Annotated in this window: 17 protein-coding genes and 2 tRNA genes; 7 read left to right on the plus strand and 12 right to left on the minus strand. The window is 47.5% G+C overall.

The genetic code is table 11. The features are described 5' to 3' along the window. Nucleotides 1-25 precede the first annotated feature (25 nt). The gene (locus tag W04_RS16105; protein ID WP_026110985.1) at nucleotides 26-475 is read left to right on the plus strand and encodes a SulA-like leucine-rich domain-containing protein; all 450 of its coding nucleotides are present in this window, start codon (nucleotides 26-28) and stop codon (nucleotides 473-475) included. A 125-nt stretch (nucleotides 476-600) separates the two neighbouring features. Beyond that, nucleotides 601-969 (plus strand): YchJ family metal-binding protein, encoded by a 369-nt coding sequence (locus tag W04_RS16110; RefSeq protein WP_171035428.1) that lies wholly within the window; start codon nucleotides 601-603, stop codon nucleotides 967-969. A gap of 122 nt (nucleotides 970-1,091) precedes the next feature. Here W04_RS16110 and W04_RS16115 read toward each other — a convergent pair whose 3' ends face one another. Continuing rightward, nucleotides 1,092-1,601: a VC2046/SO_2500 family protein gene (locus tag W04_RS16115; RefSeq protein WP_053911587.1), complete on the minus strand. Its 510-nt coding sequence runs from the start codon at nucleotides 1,599-1,601 to the stop codon at nucleotides 1,092-1,094. Between the two features lie 112 nt (nucleotides 1,602-1,713). Between W04_RS16115 and W04_RS16120 the strand changes: the two genes are divergently transcribed. Together W04_RS16120 and W04_RS16125 are read left to right on the plus strand one after the other, a co-directional pair. Further along, nucleotides 1,714-1,798 (plus strand) — tRNA-Tyr (locus W04_RS16120). 24 nt (nucleotides 1,799-1,822) lie between these two features. Then, nucleotides 1,823-1,907, plus strand: a tRNA-Tyr gene (locus W04_RS16125). Between the two features lie 5 nt (nucleotides 1,908-1,912). Here the strand turns inward: W04_RS16125 and W04_RS16130 are convergent. Then, nucleotides 1,913-2,590, minus strand: coding sequence for a M48 family metallopeptidase (locus W04_RS16130; protein ID WP_053911588.1), 678 nt, complete (start codon nucleotides 2,588-2,590; stop codon nucleotides 1,913-1,915). 285 nt (nucleotides 2,591-2,875) lie between these two features. On the opposite strand from W04_RS16130, the gene W04_RS16135 reads away from it, so the two are divergent. Together W04_RS16135 and W04_RS16140 are read left to right on the plus strand one after the other, a co-directional pair. Next, on the plus strand, nucleotides 2,876-6,199 hold the full coding sequence (locus W04_RS16135; RefSeq protein WP_053911589.1) for an MHYT domain-containing protein: 3,324 nt from the start codon (nucleotides 2,876-2,878) through the stop codon (nucleotides 6,197-6,199). Further along, a complete protein-coding gene (locus W04_RS16140; protein ID WP_053911590.1) occupies nucleotides 6,192-7,178 on the plus strand; it encodes a two-component system response regulator in 987 nt (328 codons plus the stop codon). The genes W04_RS16135 and W04_RS16140 overlap by 8 nt, the downstream gene beginning before the upstream one ends. Here W04_RS16140 and W04_RS16145 read toward each other — a convergent pair. Together W04_RS16145 and W04_RS16150 are read right to left on the minus strand one after the other, a co-directional pair. Next, the gene (locus W04_RS16145) at nucleotides 7,175-7,573 is read right to left on the minus strand and encodes a VOC family protein (protein WP_053911591.1); all 399 of its coding nucleotides are present in this window, start codon (nucleotides 7,571-7,573) and stop codon (nucleotides 7,175-7,177) included. The genes W04_RS16140 and W04_RS16145 overlap by 4 nt on opposite strands. Continuing rightward, entirely contained in the window at nucleotides 7,566-8,204 is a 639-nt protein-coding gene (locus W04_RS16150; RefSeq protein ID WP_373432708.1) for an HD domain-containing protein, read from the minus strand. The genes W04_RS16145 and W04_RS16150 overlap by 8 nt, the downstream gene beginning before the upstream one ends. 207 nt (nucleotides 8,205-8,411) lie before the next feature. Between W04_RS16150 and W04_RS16155 the strand changes: the two genes are divergently transcribed. Then, nucleotides 8,412-9,602, plus strand: coding sequence for a class I SAM-dependent rRNA methyltransferase (locus tag W04_RS16155; protein WP_053911593.1), 1,191 nt, complete (start codon nucleotides 8,412-8,414; stop codon nucleotides 9,600-9,602). A gap of 9 nt (nucleotides 9,603-9,611) precedes the next feature. On the opposite strand, the gene W04_RS16160 is transcribed toward W04_RS16155, so the two are convergent. From W04_RS16160 to W04_RS16195, 8 genes are all read right to left on the minus strand, one after another. Further along, nucleotides 9,612-9,911, minus strand: a complete 300-nt coding sequence (locus tag W04_RS16160; RefSeq protein WP_022944035.1) for a PilZ domain-containing protein — start codon at nucleotides 9,909-9,911, stop codon at nucleotides 9,612-9,614. 133 nt (nucleotides 9,912-10,044) lie between these two features. Beyond that, nucleotides 10,045-10,416, minus strand: coding sequence for a PleD family two-component system response regulator (locus W04_RS16165; RefSeq protein ID WP_022944034.1), 372 nt, complete (start codon nucleotides 10,414-10,416; stop codon nucleotides 10,045-10,047). 78 nt (nucleotides 10,417-10,494) lie between these two features. After that, nucleotides 10,495-14,397, minus strand: a complete 3,903-nt coding sequence (gene hrpA, locus W04_RS16170) for an ATP-dependent RNA helicase HrpA (protein ID WP_053911594.1) — start codon at nucleotides 14,395-14,397, stop codon at nucleotides 10,495-10,497. Between the two features lie 132 nt (nucleotides 14,398-14,529). After that, complete coding sequence (locus tag W04_RS16175; protein ID WP_022944032.1) at nucleotides 14,530-14,988, minus strand: CBS domain-containing protein; 459 nt, start codon at nucleotides 14,986-14,988, stop codon at nucleotides 14,530-14,532. Nucleotides 14,989-15,036: 48 nt separating this feature from the next. Continuing rightward, entirely contained in the window at nucleotides 15,037-16,065 is a 1,029-nt protein-coding gene (locus W04_RS16180; protein WP_053911595.1) for an isoaspartyl peptidase/L-asparaginase family protein, read from the minus strand. A gap of 141 nt (nucleotides 16,066-16,206) precedes the next feature. Further along, a complete protein-coding gene (locus tag W04_RS16185; protein ID WP_022944030.1) occupies nucleotides 16,207-16,950 on the minus strand; it encodes a reprolysin-like metallopeptidase in 744 nt (247 codons plus the stop codon). Between the two features lie 16 nt (nucleotides 16,951-16,966). After that, on the minus strand, nucleotides 16,967-17,683 hold the full coding sequence (locus tag W04_RS19130) for a hypothetical protein (protein ID WP_231658182.1): 717 nt from the start codon (nucleotides 17,681-17,683) through the stop codon (nucleotides 16,967-16,969). 992 nt (nucleotides 17,684-18,675) lie between these two features. After that, on the minus strand, nucleotides 18,676-18,897 hold a 222-nt coding region (locus tag W04_RS16195), incomplete at its 5' end, for an integrase core domain-containing protein (RefSeq protein WP_157576501.1).

Below are 18,897 nucleotides of genomic sequence, written 5' to 3' on the forward strand. Positions count from 1 at the left end.
TCACAAAATCCACAGCGAGGCAATTATGTTACATACAGCAAGTGTTCGTCATGTTAAAAGCTATCAGCAAGATAACCCTAATGTGATCAATATCGTAAAAACTGAGGATGAGATCTCTGCAACATTTGAGATGCTTAAAATCGTTCATCGCTACAATCAAAATAATGGCTGGACGCTATTAGTCGCCCCTGACAATGTGCCTAGCCGCCACCTATTGGACGCTTGCTCTATCGACACGAATAAATTGCTGGTAATTCGGGCTAAACATGTTGTTGATATGGAATACATGCTTAATTGTGCGCTGCAAAATGGCCGTTTTGCGGCGGTGATCACCTGGACGGATATTTTAAAACAGCAGCAACTCGAAGCCTTACAACTCAATACCCACCAAGCTAAAGCACAGCTTTACTGTTTCACTACCGAGCATAACGCCAGCGAACAAACAACTGTGCCCTCGCAGTTACAAGTCTGCTAATATAGTGGCGTGATTCCTTGTAGTTAGAAAATGCGATGTGCCATTGTGGATTGCCGCAGCCTTTTGCTGATTGCTGCGGCCGGTTTGTAAGTAGAGCTATTGATGCCCCCGACGCCCAGAGCCTGATGCGCTCTCGTTATAGTGCATTTTGTGAACAAGCTATTGATTACTTATGTTTTACCTGCTCAGAGAAAGCCCTAGAACAAAACCCCAGAGAGGAAGTGGCTGAATTTGCCCAAGCTGCGCGTTTTGTGCGCTTACAGATAATGGATTATGAGCCTGGCGATGCTTTGGCCTATGTTGAATTTAAGGCTTTTTACATCATTGCTGACACCCTTCACTGTATTCATGAACGTTCACAGTTCATTCAACGCCACCACCAGTGGAAATACGACAGCGGGCGGTTGTTTGAAGCCGCTGACGTAAAGCTTAAACGCAACGATCCCTGCCCATGCTTAAGTGGCAATAAATTCAAAAAATGCTGTATGTCTTGATGTGATGCCGCCGCCCAGTGGCAGCTTTAGGTATTCGCTTAATTAGTACAAGAACCCCTTGGCTCGCACCTGCTATTGCACCCTGCTCGCACCCACTATTACACCCTGATATGCGCAGGCCACTACGCGTGTGCTAAAGACGAGGACTTATTCATATCCACAAGTTGATCGTAAAAGGCTGCACTATCCATTTGCGGCTCGTTCAGTGGCTCATATTGGCGATGATGTTTTGCCTGTACGCTCGGATCGCAATTATCAATTATAGGTAGTGGAACATAGGTTTTGTCGTCTCGCACTGCCAAAGGCTCGGGGGTTAGACACTCTTTTAATCGCAGAGTTGTCATTGAGCTTTGCGCCAATAATGCCCTGTCATGCTGAGTTCTATCTATGTGGTAATCCGGTAATGCCGTTGGTTTTGCAGGCGCAGCGCCTAATTGCAATCGCAACTGCTGCTCATCCACTTGGTGAGATTCTAGTTCCGATTTGGGAAGGTGAAACTGGGCAAAATCGAGTGCATCTGCTGATAATGATGCTAACAGCCAAGCAAAGTCCCCACGACGGGCCTCATGGACACTGCGACATAATTGCGAGTCCATTTGTAGTTCGTTACGAATGATGGGCTTAACTTGCATAAACTTTATTCAACCTGAATTACTTCTAAGCAGTTATCGGCCTTTTTTCAGCTTTCTTTAGTTTTTTTCTTTACTTGGACACTGAGTTTGCTATTATCGCCGCCGTTGTTTAGGAGGGGTTCCCGAGCGGCCAAAGGGATCAGACTGTAAATCTGACGGCATTGCCTTCGCTGGTTCGAATCCAGCTCCCTCCACCACTTAACAACACACATCATTCTATCGGAGGGGTTCCCGAGCGGCCAAAGGGATCAGACTGTAAATCTGACGGCATTGCCTTCGCTGGTTCGAATCCAGCTCCCTCCACCACTTTCTTATCGTACAAAATCCAACAGATGTGCATTCTCTTTAAGCCATAATCGCGCTTGGTCAGTATGCTCGTAGTAGCCATTAACCAGTGCCCAAAATTGATGGCTGTGATCCATATGTACCCGGTGCGCCAGCTCGTGAACAATGACATAGTCAATAACCCAATGCGGAGCTCCTGCCAACAAGGTATTAAAACATAACTCACCGCGCGAATCGCAACTGCCCCAACGACGCTTGTACACTTTAACGCTAATGCCGTTAGCGGCGATATTCATCACCTTTTGCCACTGCATTATGCGGGCCGATAAGTGATCAGATAATTCATCGTGCATCAGTGCCAATAGCTGTTGATTAAAATAGCGCTGGCGATGCTTCACTCGCTTACTGATTACGATGTGTATCGTTTGGTTATCTGTCTGCTTAAGTGAACTCTCGCTTACCTCTATTGCACGTAATTGACCGAAAAGCATAATGCGACGATGTAGCCAAGGGTTATACCTAGCCGCTTCAATATCAGATTGCTTATGTAATTGTTTGTTTATCCACGCCTGTTTGCTCTCAACGAAGTCTGCAATGAAATCACGACATGCCCCATAAGGCGCTTTCACACTCACTTGTTGATTTTTGACCACCAAAGCGAGCGTTCGTCGACGGCTGTAGTGCACATCATATTGCCTACTCATATTAAACCTTTGTTGTAATTACTTGAACTAAAAGAGTTTGCCAAACATTGTGCTAACATTAAGTACATCCTTTGCAGCGCTACTAATATGATACCGTAATTACGCCCTTGGGTAAGCTTGCAGCGCACTCATAAATAAATAAACTCAGCCGTCGCTGCGCTGATAGAACAATCAGTGTTATTGTAAGATACAGGGGCTTTCACTTTAGTGCGCGACACGTGGTTTTTCAGTGTGCTAGGCTGTGATTGCTACTTGGCATCCGTTGTTGGAGTATCGAAGTACTTTATGCTTTCTCAATTTTTTATCACCGACCCTGCTCCCGAATTGCTGGTCAATGGCAGCTATGATTGGGCCTTAGTGTTACTTTCGGTCACTATTGCTATTTTTACATCTTTCTTTGCACTGCAATTAAGGGAGTTTGCTCAACAACAACGCCACTCCCCATTTTATCGCATGGCACTGCCTGCAAGTGCCGCCGCTTTTGCCGCTGGCGTGTGGAGCATGCACTTTATCGGGATGCTGGCATTTAGCCTATGCGTCAGCGTCGACTATGATTTCACAGTGACGGTGGTGTCATTCATCCCTGTCTTTTTAGCCACCGCCTTAGGGTTCCATTTACTCAGTACCAACAATCTATCTCGAGCCAAGCTTGCGCTCAGTGCCCTGCTGTTGGGCGCTGGCATAGGGATTATGCATTACACGGGGATGGCCGCCATGCGCCTAGGGCCGATGCTAGGCTATGACCCACTTTGGTTTGTTGTCTCTGTATTAGTGGCGGTTATTCTCGCATGGCTCGGCCTAGCCGCTCATTTATATTTACAACCCACAGGACGCAGCACTCTAGGGCAAACCGGTTATCGTATTCTCAGCGCCATTGTTATGGGCTGCGCAGTCTCTGGCATGCATTATACCGGGATGCAAGCGGCACGATTTGTGGCCCAATCCCCAGTGTACAGTCAGCTCACCGATAATAGCCATGTAACCGATCTCGCTCTGAGTATTGCTATTGTAAGCCTCTTGCTCAGCGGTCTCATTACTTTATTGCACAGTGTGATGCGCTATCGCTTGGCCCTTCAGCAACAACTTATCACTCAATCACGCCTTGAAGCGGTCCTCAATACCGCCGTCGATGGCATTATTACCATTAGTGCGAAAGGCCAAGTCCTGAGCTTCAACGCCGGAGCTGAACGTATACTCGGGTATCATCGCGATGAAGTGATTGGCGAAAACGTAAAAATGCTGATGCCACAAGAGATCGCCAATCAACACGATAATTACTTAAGTGCCTACCAAAGTACCGGCATTAAAAACATTATTGGTTCTGGACGTGAGGTCAACGCCGAACATAAAAATGGCGCGCTGATCCCCATTCGTCTGGGGGTTGGTGAAGTCGCTATTCCCGGACAAAAGCGCATGTTTGTAGGTTTTATTACTGACTTGAGCGCACAAAAGGCGATGCAAAATCAGCTTGCCCAACAAGAGCGTCATTATCGCACTTTGTTAACTAATATGCCCGGCGTGGCTTTTCGCTGCCGTTTAGATAAGCATTGGAGCATGCTCTACATTAGCCCCATCGTAAAACAATTAACCGGCTATGATGACCAGCAGTTTATCGACGGCAGTGTTAACTTTGACATGCTTATCTCTGCGCAGCATAGCGACTATGTGCGCGAGCAAATATACAGCGCACTTGCACAAGGAAAAAAACACTATTCTTTTGAATACCAAATACAGTGTCGCGATGGCAGCCGTAAATGGGTGATTGATAAGGGAACATTTGAGCATACCGAAGGAGAAGAGCTTTTCATTGCAGGCGTATTGGTCGATATCAGTGAGCGCCAACAAATGGAGCAAGAGCTTGTAAAAGCGAAAGAGAAAGCCGAAGCTGCGGCGGAGACAAAGCAAGCCTTTTTAGCCAATATGAGTCATGAAATACGCACGCCCATGAACTCCATCATTGGCTTCTCTGAAGTGCTGCTAGATAGCCCATTGAATAAACAGCAGCGTCAGCAACTCACCAACGTATTGCAATCTGCACGCTCTTTATTGCATTTACTCAATGATATTTTAGACTCGGCCAAGCTTGAGCAAGGTAAAGTGAGTATTGAGTCAGTGCCCTTTAACTTGCTGGCTCTCGTCGACTCTGTGGTCTCCAGCTTTTATCACAGTGCTGAACATAAGCAGCTCTCGGTTGCCCTGAATATGGATAGTAATCTCGGTGAGCACTATCGCGGCGATCCGCAGCGCTTACGTCAAGTATTAGTCAACTTAATCGGTAACGCAGTAAAATTTACCGAGCAAGGCAGTGTCACCATCAATGTTCGCGGCGATAATCAAGGTGTCTATTTTGAGGTGGTTGATACTGGCATTGGTATCGCCCCCGAGCGGGTGAGTGCTATTTTCAATCCTTTCGAGCAAGCAGACGACAGTACCACGCGGCGTTTTGGCGGCACCGGTCTAGGCACTACCATTAGCCGCCAGCTCGTACAACTTATGGGCGGGGATATAGGCGTCACCAGCACCTTGGGCCAAGGCAGTACATTTTACTTTACCCTGCCCCTAAAACAGGTAGCGGGCGAGCACGTCAATGAGCAGAGCTCATTGACCCCACTTAGCGAAATGCCTAAATTGCGAATACTGGTGGCTGATGATGTACCGCAAAACCGCGAGCTACTGCAACTACGCCTAACTAAACTCGGTCATCAAGTTGAGGCAGCTGATGACGGCGAGCAAGCAGTGCAACTGGCCACAAGTAATAGTTATGACATTGTGTTGATGGATATTCATATGCCCAAGTGTGATGGTCTCCAAGCAACCCGACAATTGCGTCAATATGAGCAGCACAACGAGGTTGCTACAACGCCCGTTATTGCTTTAACGGCCAGTGTCATGGGCAGTGACCGTGAAGCGGCTAAAGCCGCTGGAATGGACGGCTTTGCCAGCAAACCTGTGGTGCTGAGCGATTTACTAACGGAAATAGCCCGCGTTCTCGATATCGATTTGGCTGCACATGTATTCGCACAAACTAACGCCACCGCCCACGACAGCCAACAGCTGGTCAACGAAACCCAAGGAGCGGAGCTATGGGGTTCAAAAGCGCATTACCTCAAGGAACTAAAGCACTTCTATAGGCAGCGCAATGAGCAGCTGCGAACACTGAGTAAGTATGATCAGCTCAGCGCCGATCAGCTTGTTGACGTGCATACATTAAAAGGATTAGCCGGTAATCTAGCCCTGCCCAAATTAGCCGATACGTTAAAGTCGATTGAACGACAAAAGCAGGTTCAAGACCCTCATCGGTTTGCCCTATTCAGCTGTATTGATGAGCTCTATCAATATCTGCAAAACCACACTGACGCGCCTAGCAAAGTCGTGAGAAGTCACCATAGCGATGAGGACTTTAAGCAATTATTGCGAGAGGTTGCGCAGTTATGCGATAACTTTGAATATGATAGTGAACACAGTGAACAACTTATTGCGGCAACGCCACAACAATGGCATAAACAAGTAATGGATATCGCGAATCTCATTAACGAATTCGAGTTTGCGGCGGCAAAAGTCGCTATTGAGCAATTACTTGAGCAACTGCAGAGTGTGCAACATGATTGAGACACAAAAGCCGACTCTCCTAGCTGTAGATGATGAGCCGACGAACCTTAAGGTTTTAAATCAAGTATTAGGAAACGACTATCGCCTTATATTTGCAAAATCAGGGCCTCAAGCTTTGGAATTAGCTCATAGCAAGCAACCCGCGCTCATTTTGCTTGATGTTATGATGCCAGATATGTCTGGCTTTGAAGTATGTGAACAGTTAAAGCAACGGCCAAGTACACAGGCTATTCCGGTTATTTTTGTGACCGCCATGCAAGACGAAGTTGATGAAACGCAAGGCTTTGCCAAAGGCGCGGTTGATTACATTACTAAGCCAATCAGCCCAGCAATCGTCAAAGCGCGGGTTAAAAATCATTTGTCTTTAGTGCAAGCTGACTTACTCAAAGCCGCGCAACTTGAATTGATCCAACGCCTGAGTCATGCAGCCGAATACAAAGACAATGAAACCGGACAACACATAATTCGTATGAGTCGTTATTGCCACATCATCGCGCGCGCTTATGGCTTTAATGAGGCTCATGCCGAGTCGTTGCTGCTTGCGGCGCCAATGCATGATATTGGCAAAATCGGTATCCCCGATAATATTCTTCTTAAACCTGGGCGCTTGGATCAAGACGAATACCGGCAAATGCAAACTCATGCCAGCATTGGTGCGGATATCTTGGCAGGCTCAAGTTCTGCATTAATCCAACTTGCCCACCGACTTGCCCTTGAGCACCATGAGCGCTTTGATGGCAACGGCTACCCAAATGGCTTACAGGGCGAAGAGATCTCCATAGAGGGCCGTATATGTGCCATTGCCGATGTATTCGACGCACTAACTTCGAAGCGGCCATACAAAGAACCTTGGCCTACCGACAAAGCCGTGCAGTTACTTCAAGAAGAGAAAGGCAAGCACTTTGACCCCGAACTGGTGGATATTTTTATGGACTGCCTAGACGATATTCTTGCTGTTAAAGCACAATATCCAAGCTAGAGCAGCTCTGCAACGGCCTCATATTCATAACAGGTAATTTCATGGACATTGCCGCTGGGATCACGAAAGTACAATGACCAAGATACCTGATGTTCGGCTCGCGTGACCTTGATATCGCAATCGTGCAGGTGCTGTTGCCAGTGCACAAAGGCTAACGCATCGCAACGAAACGCGATGCCGTTGCTTTTTTTATCACCAACAAATAAAGCCAAGCAAATCGACTTTGCCTGATCTTGCAGCATAAGCGGTCCATCGTGTTGCTGTTCAAACCAAAAAGCCAGCTCGGAGACGATATCAAAACCCATTACTTGACGATAAAACGCCAATGCAACCTCAATATCATGCACTTGTATATGGCAATGGTGTACGCCACGCAATAACGGTGGGTTACTCATAGGCAATACCTATCTCTTCGCCCAGTTGGCGTAAGAAATCGTGCATGTACTGCGTGCGCTTATGTGCTTCATATCGAGCACTGGCCGTGTTCATGCTCTGACCTATGTGCAATAACTTCACAAAAAAGTGATCAAGGGTGTATTTACTGTCATCAGCTTGGCGGTTCTTACAAAACGGATCCTGGGGGTGGTATAGGCCACGACAAATCGCCCCGCCTACTTTCATGCAGCGACTCACTCCCACTGCGCCAAGGGCATCCATACGGTCGGCATCTTGTACTATTTGCGCCTCTAAAGTGGTGGGTGTGACATTGGCACTAAAGCTATGGGCGACAATAGCATGGTGAATAGCATCGAAATAGCGACTGTCATAATGGATACTGTGCAAAAAGCTTAACGCCTTGTCGGCTGCCATGGTCGATGCCTTCGCTCTGTCCGGATGGTTTTTCGCCACCGCAACACAATCGTGCAGCCACGCCGCAGGCAACACCACTTCAATCTTGGCATGCTCCTGTTCACACAAAGTTTTCGCCACCTGCACAACGCGTTCAATATGCGTAATGTCATGGGCTGAGTCGGCGCTACCGCAACTGAGAATAAAATCGCGACATTGTTGTTCGATTTCTTGCATAGTATTCATTATTAAGAGTTTATGTGATGACAATAAATCACTCATCGGCTATTGGCAAAATTAATTTGAGAAAGCGCCTTAAGATGCCTAGAATAGCGCCTCTCAAACCAACGACCTAGCGTGTCAACATGCCTTGCGGTGGGTATTCAACTGCCTCAGTGCACAGCAGCTTCAACATACTCACTCTAGGAATTATTAGGAGGCTCAATGGCCGGTGCGATTTATCTTCAAGCAGGACGCGAAAAATCACTGAAACGTAAACACCCGTGGATCTTTTCAAAAGCAATTAAGAAAACCAAAGGCAACCTCGGCCTAGGTGACACGGTCACCGTTTACGACAGTCAGGGAACATACTTGGCTACGGCCGCTTATAGCCCACAGTCACAAATTCGCGCTCGGGTATGGAGCTTTGACGAGAAAGAATCTATCGACCAGGCGTTCTTCTACCGCCGTTTAGCTCGGGCCCTTGATGCCCGCCAGCATACTATTGACGAAGGCCAGTTAACCGGTTTCCGCCTGTGTGCCGGTGAATCTGACGGCCTTCCTGGAGTAACAATAGATAAATTTGATAACTACTTAGTCTGTCAGTTGTTAAGTGCCGGTGCAGAGCGTCACAAAGGTGAGATAGTCGCCGCGTTAGTGGAACTGTTCCCTTCTTGTCATGTTTACGAACGCTCAGATGTCGAGGTGCGTAAAAAAGAAGGATTAGCGCCAACAACCGGCGTGCTATCTGGCACGGCGCCAGAGCACCCGGTGTTGATAAAAGAAAATGGCCTCACCTGCGAGGTAGATATTCTGCAAGGCCATAAAACCGGCTTTTATCTCGACCAACGAGACAGCCGCGCCGCCCTAGAGCGCTTCTCCAAAGACAAGGAAGTATTAAATTGCTTTTGTTACACCGGCACGTTTGGTTTATATGCCTTGCGCGGTGGCTGCTCTAAGGTGATCAATGTCGATGTATCACAGCAAGCCCTTGATATTGCCAAACGCAATGTACAGCACAATGACTTAGACTTAGGACGCGCTGAGTTTGTCAAACAAGACGTATTTAAGCTACTTCGTGAATACCGCAGCGAAGGACGCACCTTTGATACCATCGTCATGGATCCACCCAAGTTTGCCGACTCTAAGGCGCAGCTCAACGGCGCATGCCGAGGCTATAAGGATATCAATATGTTGGCGATGCAGCTGCTTAAGCCAGGCGGCACTTTACTGACATTTTCGTGTTCAGGACTCATGGAGCAAAACTTATTTCAAAAAGTGGTCGCCGATGCTGCCCTAGACGCCAATAGAGAGTTACTCATTGTCGAGCGCTTAAATCAGGCCGCCGATCACCCTATCGGAGGCGCTTACCCTGAAGGCTTTTACCTCAAGGGGCTGATCTGCAAAGTGTATTAACGCTTTATCTTAATTAATATCGAGCATTTCCACGCCAATGCAGTACTGTCCCTGGTCGTCTTGCGTACAACGCACGACCTGGGTCAGCGCTTTAAGTGGCGGCACCGAACCATCGGGTGAGTTGATATCCACTTTTACCGTGGCGCCCGGGTCGATAGGTTCATCAACCAGTAACTGCATACCAGTGGCGCTCAAGTCGCGGCAGGTTGCCGTTAACTGCAAATATTTATCATTGTGTGATACCTCAAGCTTTGCTTGCGCATTCACCATCATGCGCATAAAGCCGCGCTTATCGTCGTCATAAAGCATTGTTGTTCTCCTTTTGTGCTTTACAGCAGCCGATCGCAGGCCTATCACTACCTACGCATGCCGCAGTTGGGGTCGCATCACAAAGCCCATCTAAACGAGCAAAACATGTGTTGCTATAGGCAGCATACTCGGATTAAATAAGGGTTTGCAAGCTATCCAATAACTCGTTGAAAGATAGGGGTTTTACGAAGTAGGCATCACAGCCAGCTGCGTACCCTTGTTGCTTGGCATGGGGGGATTCGAGTCCGGAGATCATTAACACCGGAATATCTTGCGTTTCTGGGGTGTTTTTTAACATACGACAGGTGTCGAAGCCATCAAGCCCCGGCATACACACATCGAGCATAATGGCGTCCGGGTGCTGATTGATGGCCTCGTTCAGGCACTGCTTGCCCGAATCAACATACTGCAATTGGTACTGTTGACCAAGTGCTTGAGCATACAGTGTAAAATTAAAATATTCGTCATCGACTACTAATAGCTTAGCTTTGCCGTGATTATTCAACTTATTCCCTATCCTTGTCGGCGAGCACCTGAATCACTCTAATAATATAAAGTTACCTCAGCTTAGCGCGAATGCAAGTTAACTCTCGGCGAGATAGTCATTAATTGCGTTCAACACCCGTTTTGCCGAAACCGGATAAGGGGTCCCCAGTGTTTGCGCAAATAACGATACACGTAGCTCTTGCTGCATCCAAAACAGCGCTTGCAAGGCCGGCGGCTGGGGCTCACCTTTAGGGTGTTTGGCCAAACACTTATGGTACGCCTGCGCTACTTTATCCAGCTCAAGGGTACACAAACGGTCGCGGTTAGGGTCCACCGGTAGTTTTTCCAAACGTTTATCTATGGCTTTCATATAACGGCATAAATCGGCCATTTTATGCGCCCCATGATGGCTAACGAAGCCTTTAAAGACCAGGCTTTCCAATTGACTTTTAATATCACCGTGGGCGGTGATCATGGTTAAGTCCACTTTGCCACGCATACGCTTGTGAATACCGTGGGCCAGGCTCAACACCTGCTCCACTTGCAAGGCAATCGCCACCACAGTGTCGCCCAGTTCGCCGCGAATAAAGTCTTTGGCTTTATTAAACGCTTCAGCGTCTCGGATTTCCCCGCATTGCTCCAGAAGCTTATCAACCCCAGCGGCGATACAATCATCAATCAGCAATTGCACTTTACCAAAGGGGTTAAAATACAAACCTAGTTTGGCTTTATTCGGTAAATTCTGCTGCAAATACTTAATTGGCGAAGGAATATTCAAAAGCACCATGCGTCGCAGACCCATCTGGTGCGCTGCAGATGCTTTGCTTGGTGAATCGAATAGCTCAATCGCCGTGCTGTCTTTTTTGTCGACCAAGGCAACAAAGGCTTTGACCTCGTATTGGCCCTGTTTTTTCACATAGGACTGGGGTAAAGAGTCAAATTGCCATTCTACTAAGCCGTCGCGCTCAATGCCCTTATCCGCGACCTGCGATAGAGTATTACTCACTTTATCCGCAAGTTGTGCTTTTAAGGCCTCTAAGTCATAACCACGGGCCACTAACTTACCCTTATCATCACGCACTTCAAACGCCATGCGCAGGTGCTCATCCAAGGCGCTAGTATCAAAGTCCTCAGCGTCCACTTTGGCTCCGGTCATGCGAAATAGGCGCAGCGCCAGCGCCTCACGCAACGACCCTTGCAGTGGCTCTACAGAGCTGAGCACCGCGTCCGCGTAATTCGGTGCCGGCACAAAGTTGCGACGTTGGGTTTTCGGTAATGATTTGATAAGAGCGCACACCAACTCATGGCGCAGCGCCGGAATATGCCAATCAAAACCTTCGCCGCTGACTTGGTTGAGCAGTGCCAAGGGAATTTGCACCGCCACCCCATCAACGTCTTGCCCGGGTTCAAAGTTATATTGCAACGGCAGCACTAGGTTACCTTGCATCCACACATCCGGGTAGTTATCCGCCGTGATCTCAGTGGCCCCGTGCTGCATCAGGTCTTCTTTGCACATGAACAAAAAGCGTTTGTTGTGACGCTTTTGTTCTTTGTACCACTTCAAGAAGCTAACACGATTACATATATCACTAGGGATGTGCTGGTCATAGAAATCAAACAGGGCTTGCTCATCCACTAGAATATCGCGTCGGCGTGCCTTGTTTTCTAAATCTTGAACTTCTTCGATAAGCTCACGGTTAACTTGCAAAAACGCTTCACTGGCGCCTAGCTCTTGCTCGACCAGGGCCGTGCGAATAAATATTTCTCGGCTAAGGGCCGGGTCAATTTTATCGTACTGACTGCGCTTACGCGCCACGATAGTGAGGCCATACAGAGTTTGTTGTTCAAAGGCGATCACCGCGCCGGCTTTTTTCTGCCAGTGCGGCTCGCTGTAACTGCGTTTCACCAAATGCTGTGCTAGGGGTGCCAGCCAACTCACATCAATTTTGGCATTGATGCGAGCATATAACTTGGAGGTTTCCACCAGCTCGGCAGACATCACCCATTTGGGGCGCTTTTTAAACAGGTTGGAGCCTGGGAAAATATGAAACTGACTGTTGCGTGCGCCTTGATAAAACGCATTTTTTTCGTCTTTTTGGCCTATATGGCTGAGTAACCCGCTCAACAGCGCCTGATGTATCGCCTCATGTTCAGGCTCATTGTTACTGTCCTTTAGGCCCATTTCATTACATATTGTCGTGACTTGATAAACAATATCTTGCCACTCTCGAATACGCATATAAGCCAAGAACTCTTTTTGGCATAACCTGCGGAACTGATTGTTGGTGAGCGCTTGCTGTTGCTGCTCGAGATAGTGCCACAAATTCAAAAACGCGATGAAATCAGAATGCTCATCATCGAAGCGCGCATGCAGCTCATCGGCCTTGGCTTTTTTCTCTTGCGGGCGCTCTCTGGGGTCTTGAATGGCTAACGCCGCCGCTATCACTATCACTTCACGCATCGCCCCCATGGAGACACTACTAAGCACCATCTTCGCTAACCGAGGGTCCAGTGGCAAGCGCGCTAAGTCGCGTCCCAACTTAGTGAGCTTGGTCCGCCCTTTATGTTTGCTCGCTTGCACTGCCTCAAGCTCTTCAAGCAGGCGCACACCATCGTTGATGTTGCGACTATCCGGCGGCTGTACAAAGGGGAACTGGCTAATATCACCTAGGCCCAGTCCCAGCATTTGCAGAATGACCGACGCCAAGTTAGTACGCAGAATTTCTGGGTCAGTAAATTCTGGACGACCAAGAAAGTCCTCTTCGCTGTATAAACGTATACACACCCCCGCCTCAACCCGGCCACATCGGCCCTTACGTTGATTGGCACTGGCTTGCGACACCGCCTCAATAGGTAGGCGCTGGACTTTAGTGCGGTAACTATAGCGGCTAATACGCGCAGTGCCTGGGTCTATGACATAGCGGATCCCAGGCACCGTCAGTGAGGTTTCAGCCACATTCGTGGCGAGCACAATACGGCGTTTATTACCGGGGTGGAATATGCGATTTTGTTCGGCATTGGATAATCGCGCATACAAAGGCAGCACTTCGGTATGCTTTAAGTTGCGCTTGCTCAAGGCATCGGCGGTATCCCGAATTTCGCGCTCACCATTCATGAAAATCAAAATATCCCCTGGGCCTTCGCTGTAGAGCTCATCTACAGCATCAAAAATACCCTGCAGTTGATCATTCTCATCTTGGTTGTCGTCACCGCCTTGTATCTCGGTTAAGGGGCGATAACGTACTTCAACGGGGTATGTACGCCCGGAGACTTCAATGATTGGGGCGTTATTAAAGTGACGAGAAAAACGCTCTGGATCGATGGTCGCTGAGGTGATAATGACTTTTAGATCCGGGCGCTTAGGCAGCAGGTTTTTTAAATAGCCAAGGATAAAGTCGATGTTTAAACTGCGCTCGTGCGCCTCATCGATAATAATAGTGTCGTATTGATTCAGGTAGCGGTCGTTTTGTATCTCTGCAAGTAAGATACCGTCAGTCATTAGCTTAATGTAGCTGCGCTCACTGACCTGGTCGCTAAAGCGTATTTTAAAACCGACGGTTTCGCCGATTTCGCTATGGAGCTCTTCGGCAATACGCGCCGCCACACTGCGAGCGGCTAACCGACGTGGCTGAGTGTGGCCAATCAAGCCCTCGACGCCACGGCCTAACTCTAAGCAAATCTTTGGCAGCTGAGTCGTCTTACCCGATCCGGTTTCACCGGCGACAATCACCACTTGGTGCTTCGCTATTGCCGCTTTTATGTCTTCACGTTTATCGCTAACCGGCAGGGCCGCTGGGAATTGCGGTTTTGGCAGTTGTTCAAGGCGTTGTGTGCGCTGGCTGATGCTGTGCTCTATCGCCTGCTCAATTTTGGCTAGTACGCTTTGTTGCTTCTCGGAGTCGGAAATCTTATCAGCGCCTTGCAGGCGCCTTTTTAATACAAACTGATCCTTTTTCAAACACTCGGAGAGTTTACCATACAACGGCTTGCTTGCTGACACTCAGGCCCCTAATTAACGACTTAAAAATGGTCGCTAAGCTTAGCAAACTATCCGCGCCAAGTGTACCGGGTATTAAGCTCTGAATGCCGATGGCTGGGCCTTTTTGGCTATTAGTCAGAGCCTACAGCAACACTAAACAAATCGATGTCCGGACGTATAATTACAATGCAGATGCTTATCTAATGCCAGTAGGATGTGCGCGCGGGTGATAATCCCGAGTAACTTGCCCTGCTCATCACAGACCGGGTACATTTTCGGCTTATCAACTTTCATATTTTCAGCGAGTGTCATCACACTCTCCTCTGGCGTCACACACAGTGGCTCTTTGGTCATGACATCACCAACAACTGTATGTGCTTCATTTTGGTAAGTGGATGTCAACATATGTTGTAAGCAATCCTGCTCCGACACGAAACCGATGATGGTTCCGAGGTCGTCGACAACAGGCCCCCCGGTTTGGCCGCTTTGTAATAGCCTCTCCACAGCCGTTTCAATCGGCATAGTGGCTTTGAATTTTACTGGTCTATGGTTGTAATAATCAGCGACTTTGATTGATTGCATAGGCACCCCCAAATAAGTAAACGCCAACATAGCTAACTATAGTTGGCGTTTACAAAATTGCTTATATCTTTGAAGGATTTATTCGTCTTTAAAAATCGCTACATAGGTGTCACTGGTTGATGACTTGCTAGCGCGATACATACCTTTGGTATTAAACGGCATGCTGATGTTCCCTTTGCCATCAACAATGATGACTCCCCCGGTGCCACCAGCGTCAAACATGGGTCCAAAAATAACTTCTTTACCCGCCTGCGCTATGCTTTTTTGCTGATATTGCACACGTGCGCAAATGTCGCTCGCTACTTGATAACGGATGAAAAACTCACCGTGGCCGGTTGCTGAAACCGCACAAGACTCATTGTCGGCGAATGTCCCCGCGCCAATGATCGGTGAATCACCAATACGACCAAAGCGCTTCGCCGTCATGCCTCCTGTTGATGTACCCGCTGCCATATTACCGTGTTTATCCAAAGCTACGGCACCAACCGTACCCATTTTATAGGATGTTGGTAACGCTTGATGACGAGCTTGGTAGTCTTGACTAGCAGGCTTGGCTTTATCTAATTTTTGTTTTGCCTTGAGCAAGGCTTCATAACGATGCTCTGTATCAAAGTAACTGTTATCAACCTTCTCCACCCCCTGCTGCTGAGCAAATGCTTCAGCCCCTGCACCGCTGAGCAGCACATGAACAGAGTCCGTCATTACCAACCGCGCCAAGCTAATAGGGTTTTTAATGTGCTTTACTCCAGCTACGGCACCAGCTTGGCGCGTACGTCCATCCATGATCGAGGCATCGAGCTCATGAGTGCCTTCATAGGTGTAAACGGCCCCTTTGCCAGCATTAAAATAAGGAGAATCTTCCAGTACGTTGATCGCCGCATTGACGGCATCTAGGCTTTCACCTCCTTGCGCTAATACTTGGTAGCCGGCTTCAACCGCCTGCTTGAGTTTATCGCGATAGGCTTTTTCTTGCTCCGCACTGAAACGGGCTTTTTCGATGGTGCCAGCACCACCATGGATAGCAATGGCAATGGGTTCATCGTCAGCCATAGCAGGTTGCGCTGCTAAAGCACTCAGTGCTGCAAATGTATAAAGTATAGACTTCATGAGGCTCTCCGTTTATGGCCTAGGGCTTTTGTTATTATTCGCCAAATACTATGGGCGCTTGGATAACGATTGGCAACCTGATGCGATTAACGGCAGTGATAAAAAAGAGCACCACAGTGGTGCTCCTCATTCAGGGGAATACTATTTAAAGTTGGCGATACTGTTTTTCGTTGCTTCCACGGTTTTCCAAGCATACGCTTGCCCAGTTATACCGTAAGGCAGACCGTTTACACTCCAGTTTGGATTGGCAAAGTAATCATATTGCGTGGCACTGCCAAATACATGTGGGTAGGCCATAATGCTGGCAAATTGATTATCAACGCCGTGACCCATGCCATCAACATACACACCGCCACTGGTATCGCCTTGTTTGCGTGAATGGGCCAAGCCTTGATTATGTCCTAGTTCATGAACAAAGGTGGTTGCTCCACAGTCCACTGCGGTAATGCTATACATGTTGTTTGAGGTAGACGCATATAAGTTACCAGAAGCACTGCTGCCTTGGCCTACCCAAGCAATACCGCAGGTAATATAACCATTCGAGCCCGCACCTTTACCTAGCACAGCCATCATATCGGCTCCCCAGCTATTACGCAGGTTTTGAACACTCGAAGCATTGGTCACTGAGTTCAACCAACTGCTTGAGGGGCTGATACTGTAATTACCTAGGTTTTGCTGGCCAGCAACACGAAGCTGTAGATCAATACCGTTTTGACTGTAAACCTGATTAGCAAAAGCAATTAACTGATTAATCTTTGTATTAATATTACCTGTAGCCGCAGCTGCTTCATCAGTATACAAAATACCAATATCAATCGTCGCTGCTTGCGCCATTGACGCACCCATAGCACTTGCAATAAGCGCTGATTTTACGAGTTTTTTCATTATTGTTCCCTTATTTTTAGTTAGTGGGGGTGGTTGTAAATTGAGGATTGAAATTTTCCGGGTTGGCGTCAGCTTGGTGACTACTTGCATGCACCTCTTGCTCTTGGTGCTGGCGATAAAGATCGCGTTTTGCCGCTATCCATCCATGCTCGTCTTTTGATTCAAAAACATAATTGCCACTGGGAGCTGTCAGCTGACCATAGACGGCGTCTTTTCCAACAGTTAATACCGTGGTATGAAAACGTCCCCCTGCCCCTGTTACCGCACCAAACACACTCCTATCGCCATTTTCAGCGACACTGACGTTGTTTACTTCAGCAACAAAGCTCTCTTGAGTTTGCGGTATCATCAGTTCAAAAGTGTCACCGGCCTCAAGAGCACGCAACGCGCTTAGGTCAAATTCCACATAGGCTTCATTGCGTAAGTCGGTTGGGATCACGCCCGCCTCTTGCAGCTTTGCTTGCGCGGTTTTCGACACCTTATTGACTGAGGCAACACCAAAGTCAGTAGGCTGATGCTTATCGTGCTTCGCTGGTGTCTTTAGCAAAGGTTGAGGACTGCTTTTCGGTTCAGTGACCGCTTGCTTGTGTATTGATATTTGTACAACAGGGGGTTGCTGCTCGGTTGTTTCGATTGTTGCGTTATGGTGAGTGCTTGGGCCTTGCTGCCCAAGATAAATCCAAAGAAGTGCACCTGCACTCACGCTGATAAGCGCTAAAAATATCCACCGCATGATACGTTCCGTTATTAGTTATTTTGGAACGCAGAATAATCATACAAATATAAATTTTCAATTAACAAATGTTCGATAATTGAGCTTTAAATATTGATGTTTACAAATAAACGCAAATTAAACAACGAGTTACGACATTTACATAAATTTACATTAAAATAACAAATATACCTATTTATGGTACTTATGCGTACTCATAAACTCTTTTTGCTAACACGCTAAAGGGGAAGTGAATAAAGGTTTATCAGTTAGGTTCAATTAACAGAATTCAATCAAGTCTGACAGGCGCATTTGTGCCAATGGCGCCCTAATAAGAGGCTTAAAAGTGTAGCGAGGCTAAACCGATCAAACTGTTAATTGGCTTGTATGCTGGGGTAATGAATGCTTCTGAAATGGACAATGCCAATCCAGAACTGAAATATGACATTGTCTCAACTGGCGATTCGCTTCGACGGGCGCTTGGATGATGTCTTAGATATCTAGACAAAATTAGCTGACACAGAACTCTGAACACCCTCGTTTAACTTGACAGTAGGAGTCATACCAGCGCCCTACTTAGGGGCGGAAATACATGGGCTAAAATTAGGAGCAAAGCGACGCAGCCCATGTGTTTGCGTCCCAGCGAGCCTGCGAGCGGCTACAGCAGGTTTTTACGTAACCTAGCGCCATAAGCCAAACTGAGCGACACCTATGAGGTTAACTTCTATAACCCAAAACTTGTGCTGGGAAATAAAAAGAGAAAAGCAATCTTCTTTTAAACTTAATAGGTTCGCCCTGATAAACTGCCAATCATGTATAGCAGATTTAGACCACGATTTGTCAGTAACAATAACTGATTCGATAGATTTGATTGGTAAATTTGAAACCCAACTTTTCAGCAATGAAGTGTTTCTAATATGAACCCACTCGCCATTACTTGTTTCTTGCTGCCATTCGACTTGATGAAGAGATAACTCAATAACTTTTCTCAGGTCCCTGTGTCCACTTCCCCGTTAATGACACAGTTCTAAATTAGAATTTTCCAGTTTTGCTCGGTAAGCTGCCGGTGGCAGGTTTCCGAGACTTTCATGGGTTCTTTCTTCGTTATAATCCAATCGCCAGAACCAAGCCATATCTCGCACTTGGCTGAGATTCTCAAACAAGTAGGCATCAAGAAACTCTCTGCGGAATGAACCGTTAAAGCGTTCAACAAAGCCATTTTGCTGCGGCTTCCC

This window comes from Pseudoalteromonas sp. SW0106-04 (genome assembly GCF_001293805.1).
In the GTDB taxonomy this organism is placed as follows: Bacteria; Pseudomonadota; Gammaproteobacteria; order Enterobacterales; family Alteromonadaceae; genus Pseudoalteromonas; species Pseudoalteromonas ruthenica.

Excerpts from the sequence above, each read along its gene's own strand:
- W04_RS16105 (WP_026110985.1), top strand. The coding sequence starts at position 26 with ATGTTACATACAGCAAGTGTTCGTCATGTTAAAAGCTATCAGCAAGAT.
- W04_RS16110 (WP_171035428.1), top strand. The coding sequence starts at position 601 with ATGCGCTCTCGTTATAGTGCATTTTGTGAACAAGCTATTGATTACTTA.
- W04_RS16115 (WP_053911587.1), bottom strand. The coding sequence starts at position 1,601 with ATGCAAGTTAAGCCCATCATTCGTAACGAACTACAAATGGACTCGCAA.
- W04_RS16130 (WP_053911588.1), bottom strand. The coding sequence starts at position 2,590 with ATGAGTAGGCAATATGATGTGCACTACAGCCGTCGACGAACGCTCGCT.
- W04_RS16135 (WP_053911589.1), top strand. The coding sequence starts at position 2,876 with ATGCTTTCTCAATTTTTTATCACCGACCCTGCTCCCGAATTGCTGGTC.
- W04_RS16140 (WP_053911590.1), top strand. The coding sequence starts at position 6,192 with ATGATTGAGACACAAAAGCCGACTCTCCTAGCTGTAGATGATGAGCCG.
- W04_RS16145 (WP_053911591.1), bottom strand. The coding sequence starts at position 7,573 with ATGAGTAACCCACCGTTATTGCGTGGCGTACACCATTGCCATATACAA.
- W04_RS16150 (WP_373432708.1), bottom strand. The coding sequence starts at position 8,204 with ATGCAAGAAATCGAACAACAATGTCGCGATTTTATTCTCAGTTGCGGT.
- W04_RS16155 (WP_053911593.1), top strand. The coding sequence starts at position 8,412 with ATGGCCGGTGCGATTTATCTTCAAGCAGGACGCGAAAAATCACTGAAA.
- W04_RS16160 (WP_022944035.1), bottom strand. The coding sequence starts at position 9,911 with ATGCTTTATGACGACGATAAGCGCGGCTTTATGCGCATGATGGTGAAT.
- W04_RS16175 (WP_022944032.1), bottom strand. The coding sequence starts at position 14,988 with ATGTTGGCGTTTACTTATTTGGGGGTGCCTATGCAATCAATCAAAGTC.
- W04_RS16180 (WP_053911595.1), bottom strand. The coding sequence starts at position 16,065 with ATGAAGTCTATACTTTATACATTTGCAGCACTGAGTGCTTTAGCAGCG.
- W04_RS16185 (WP_022944030.1), bottom strand. The coding sequence starts at position 16,950 with ATGAAAAAACTCGTAAAATCAGCGCTTATTGCAAGTGCTATGGGTGCG.
- W04_RS19130 (WP_231658182.1), bottom strand. The coding sequence starts at position 17,683 with ATGCGGTGGATATTTTTAGCGCTTATCAGCGTGAGTGCAGGTGCACTT.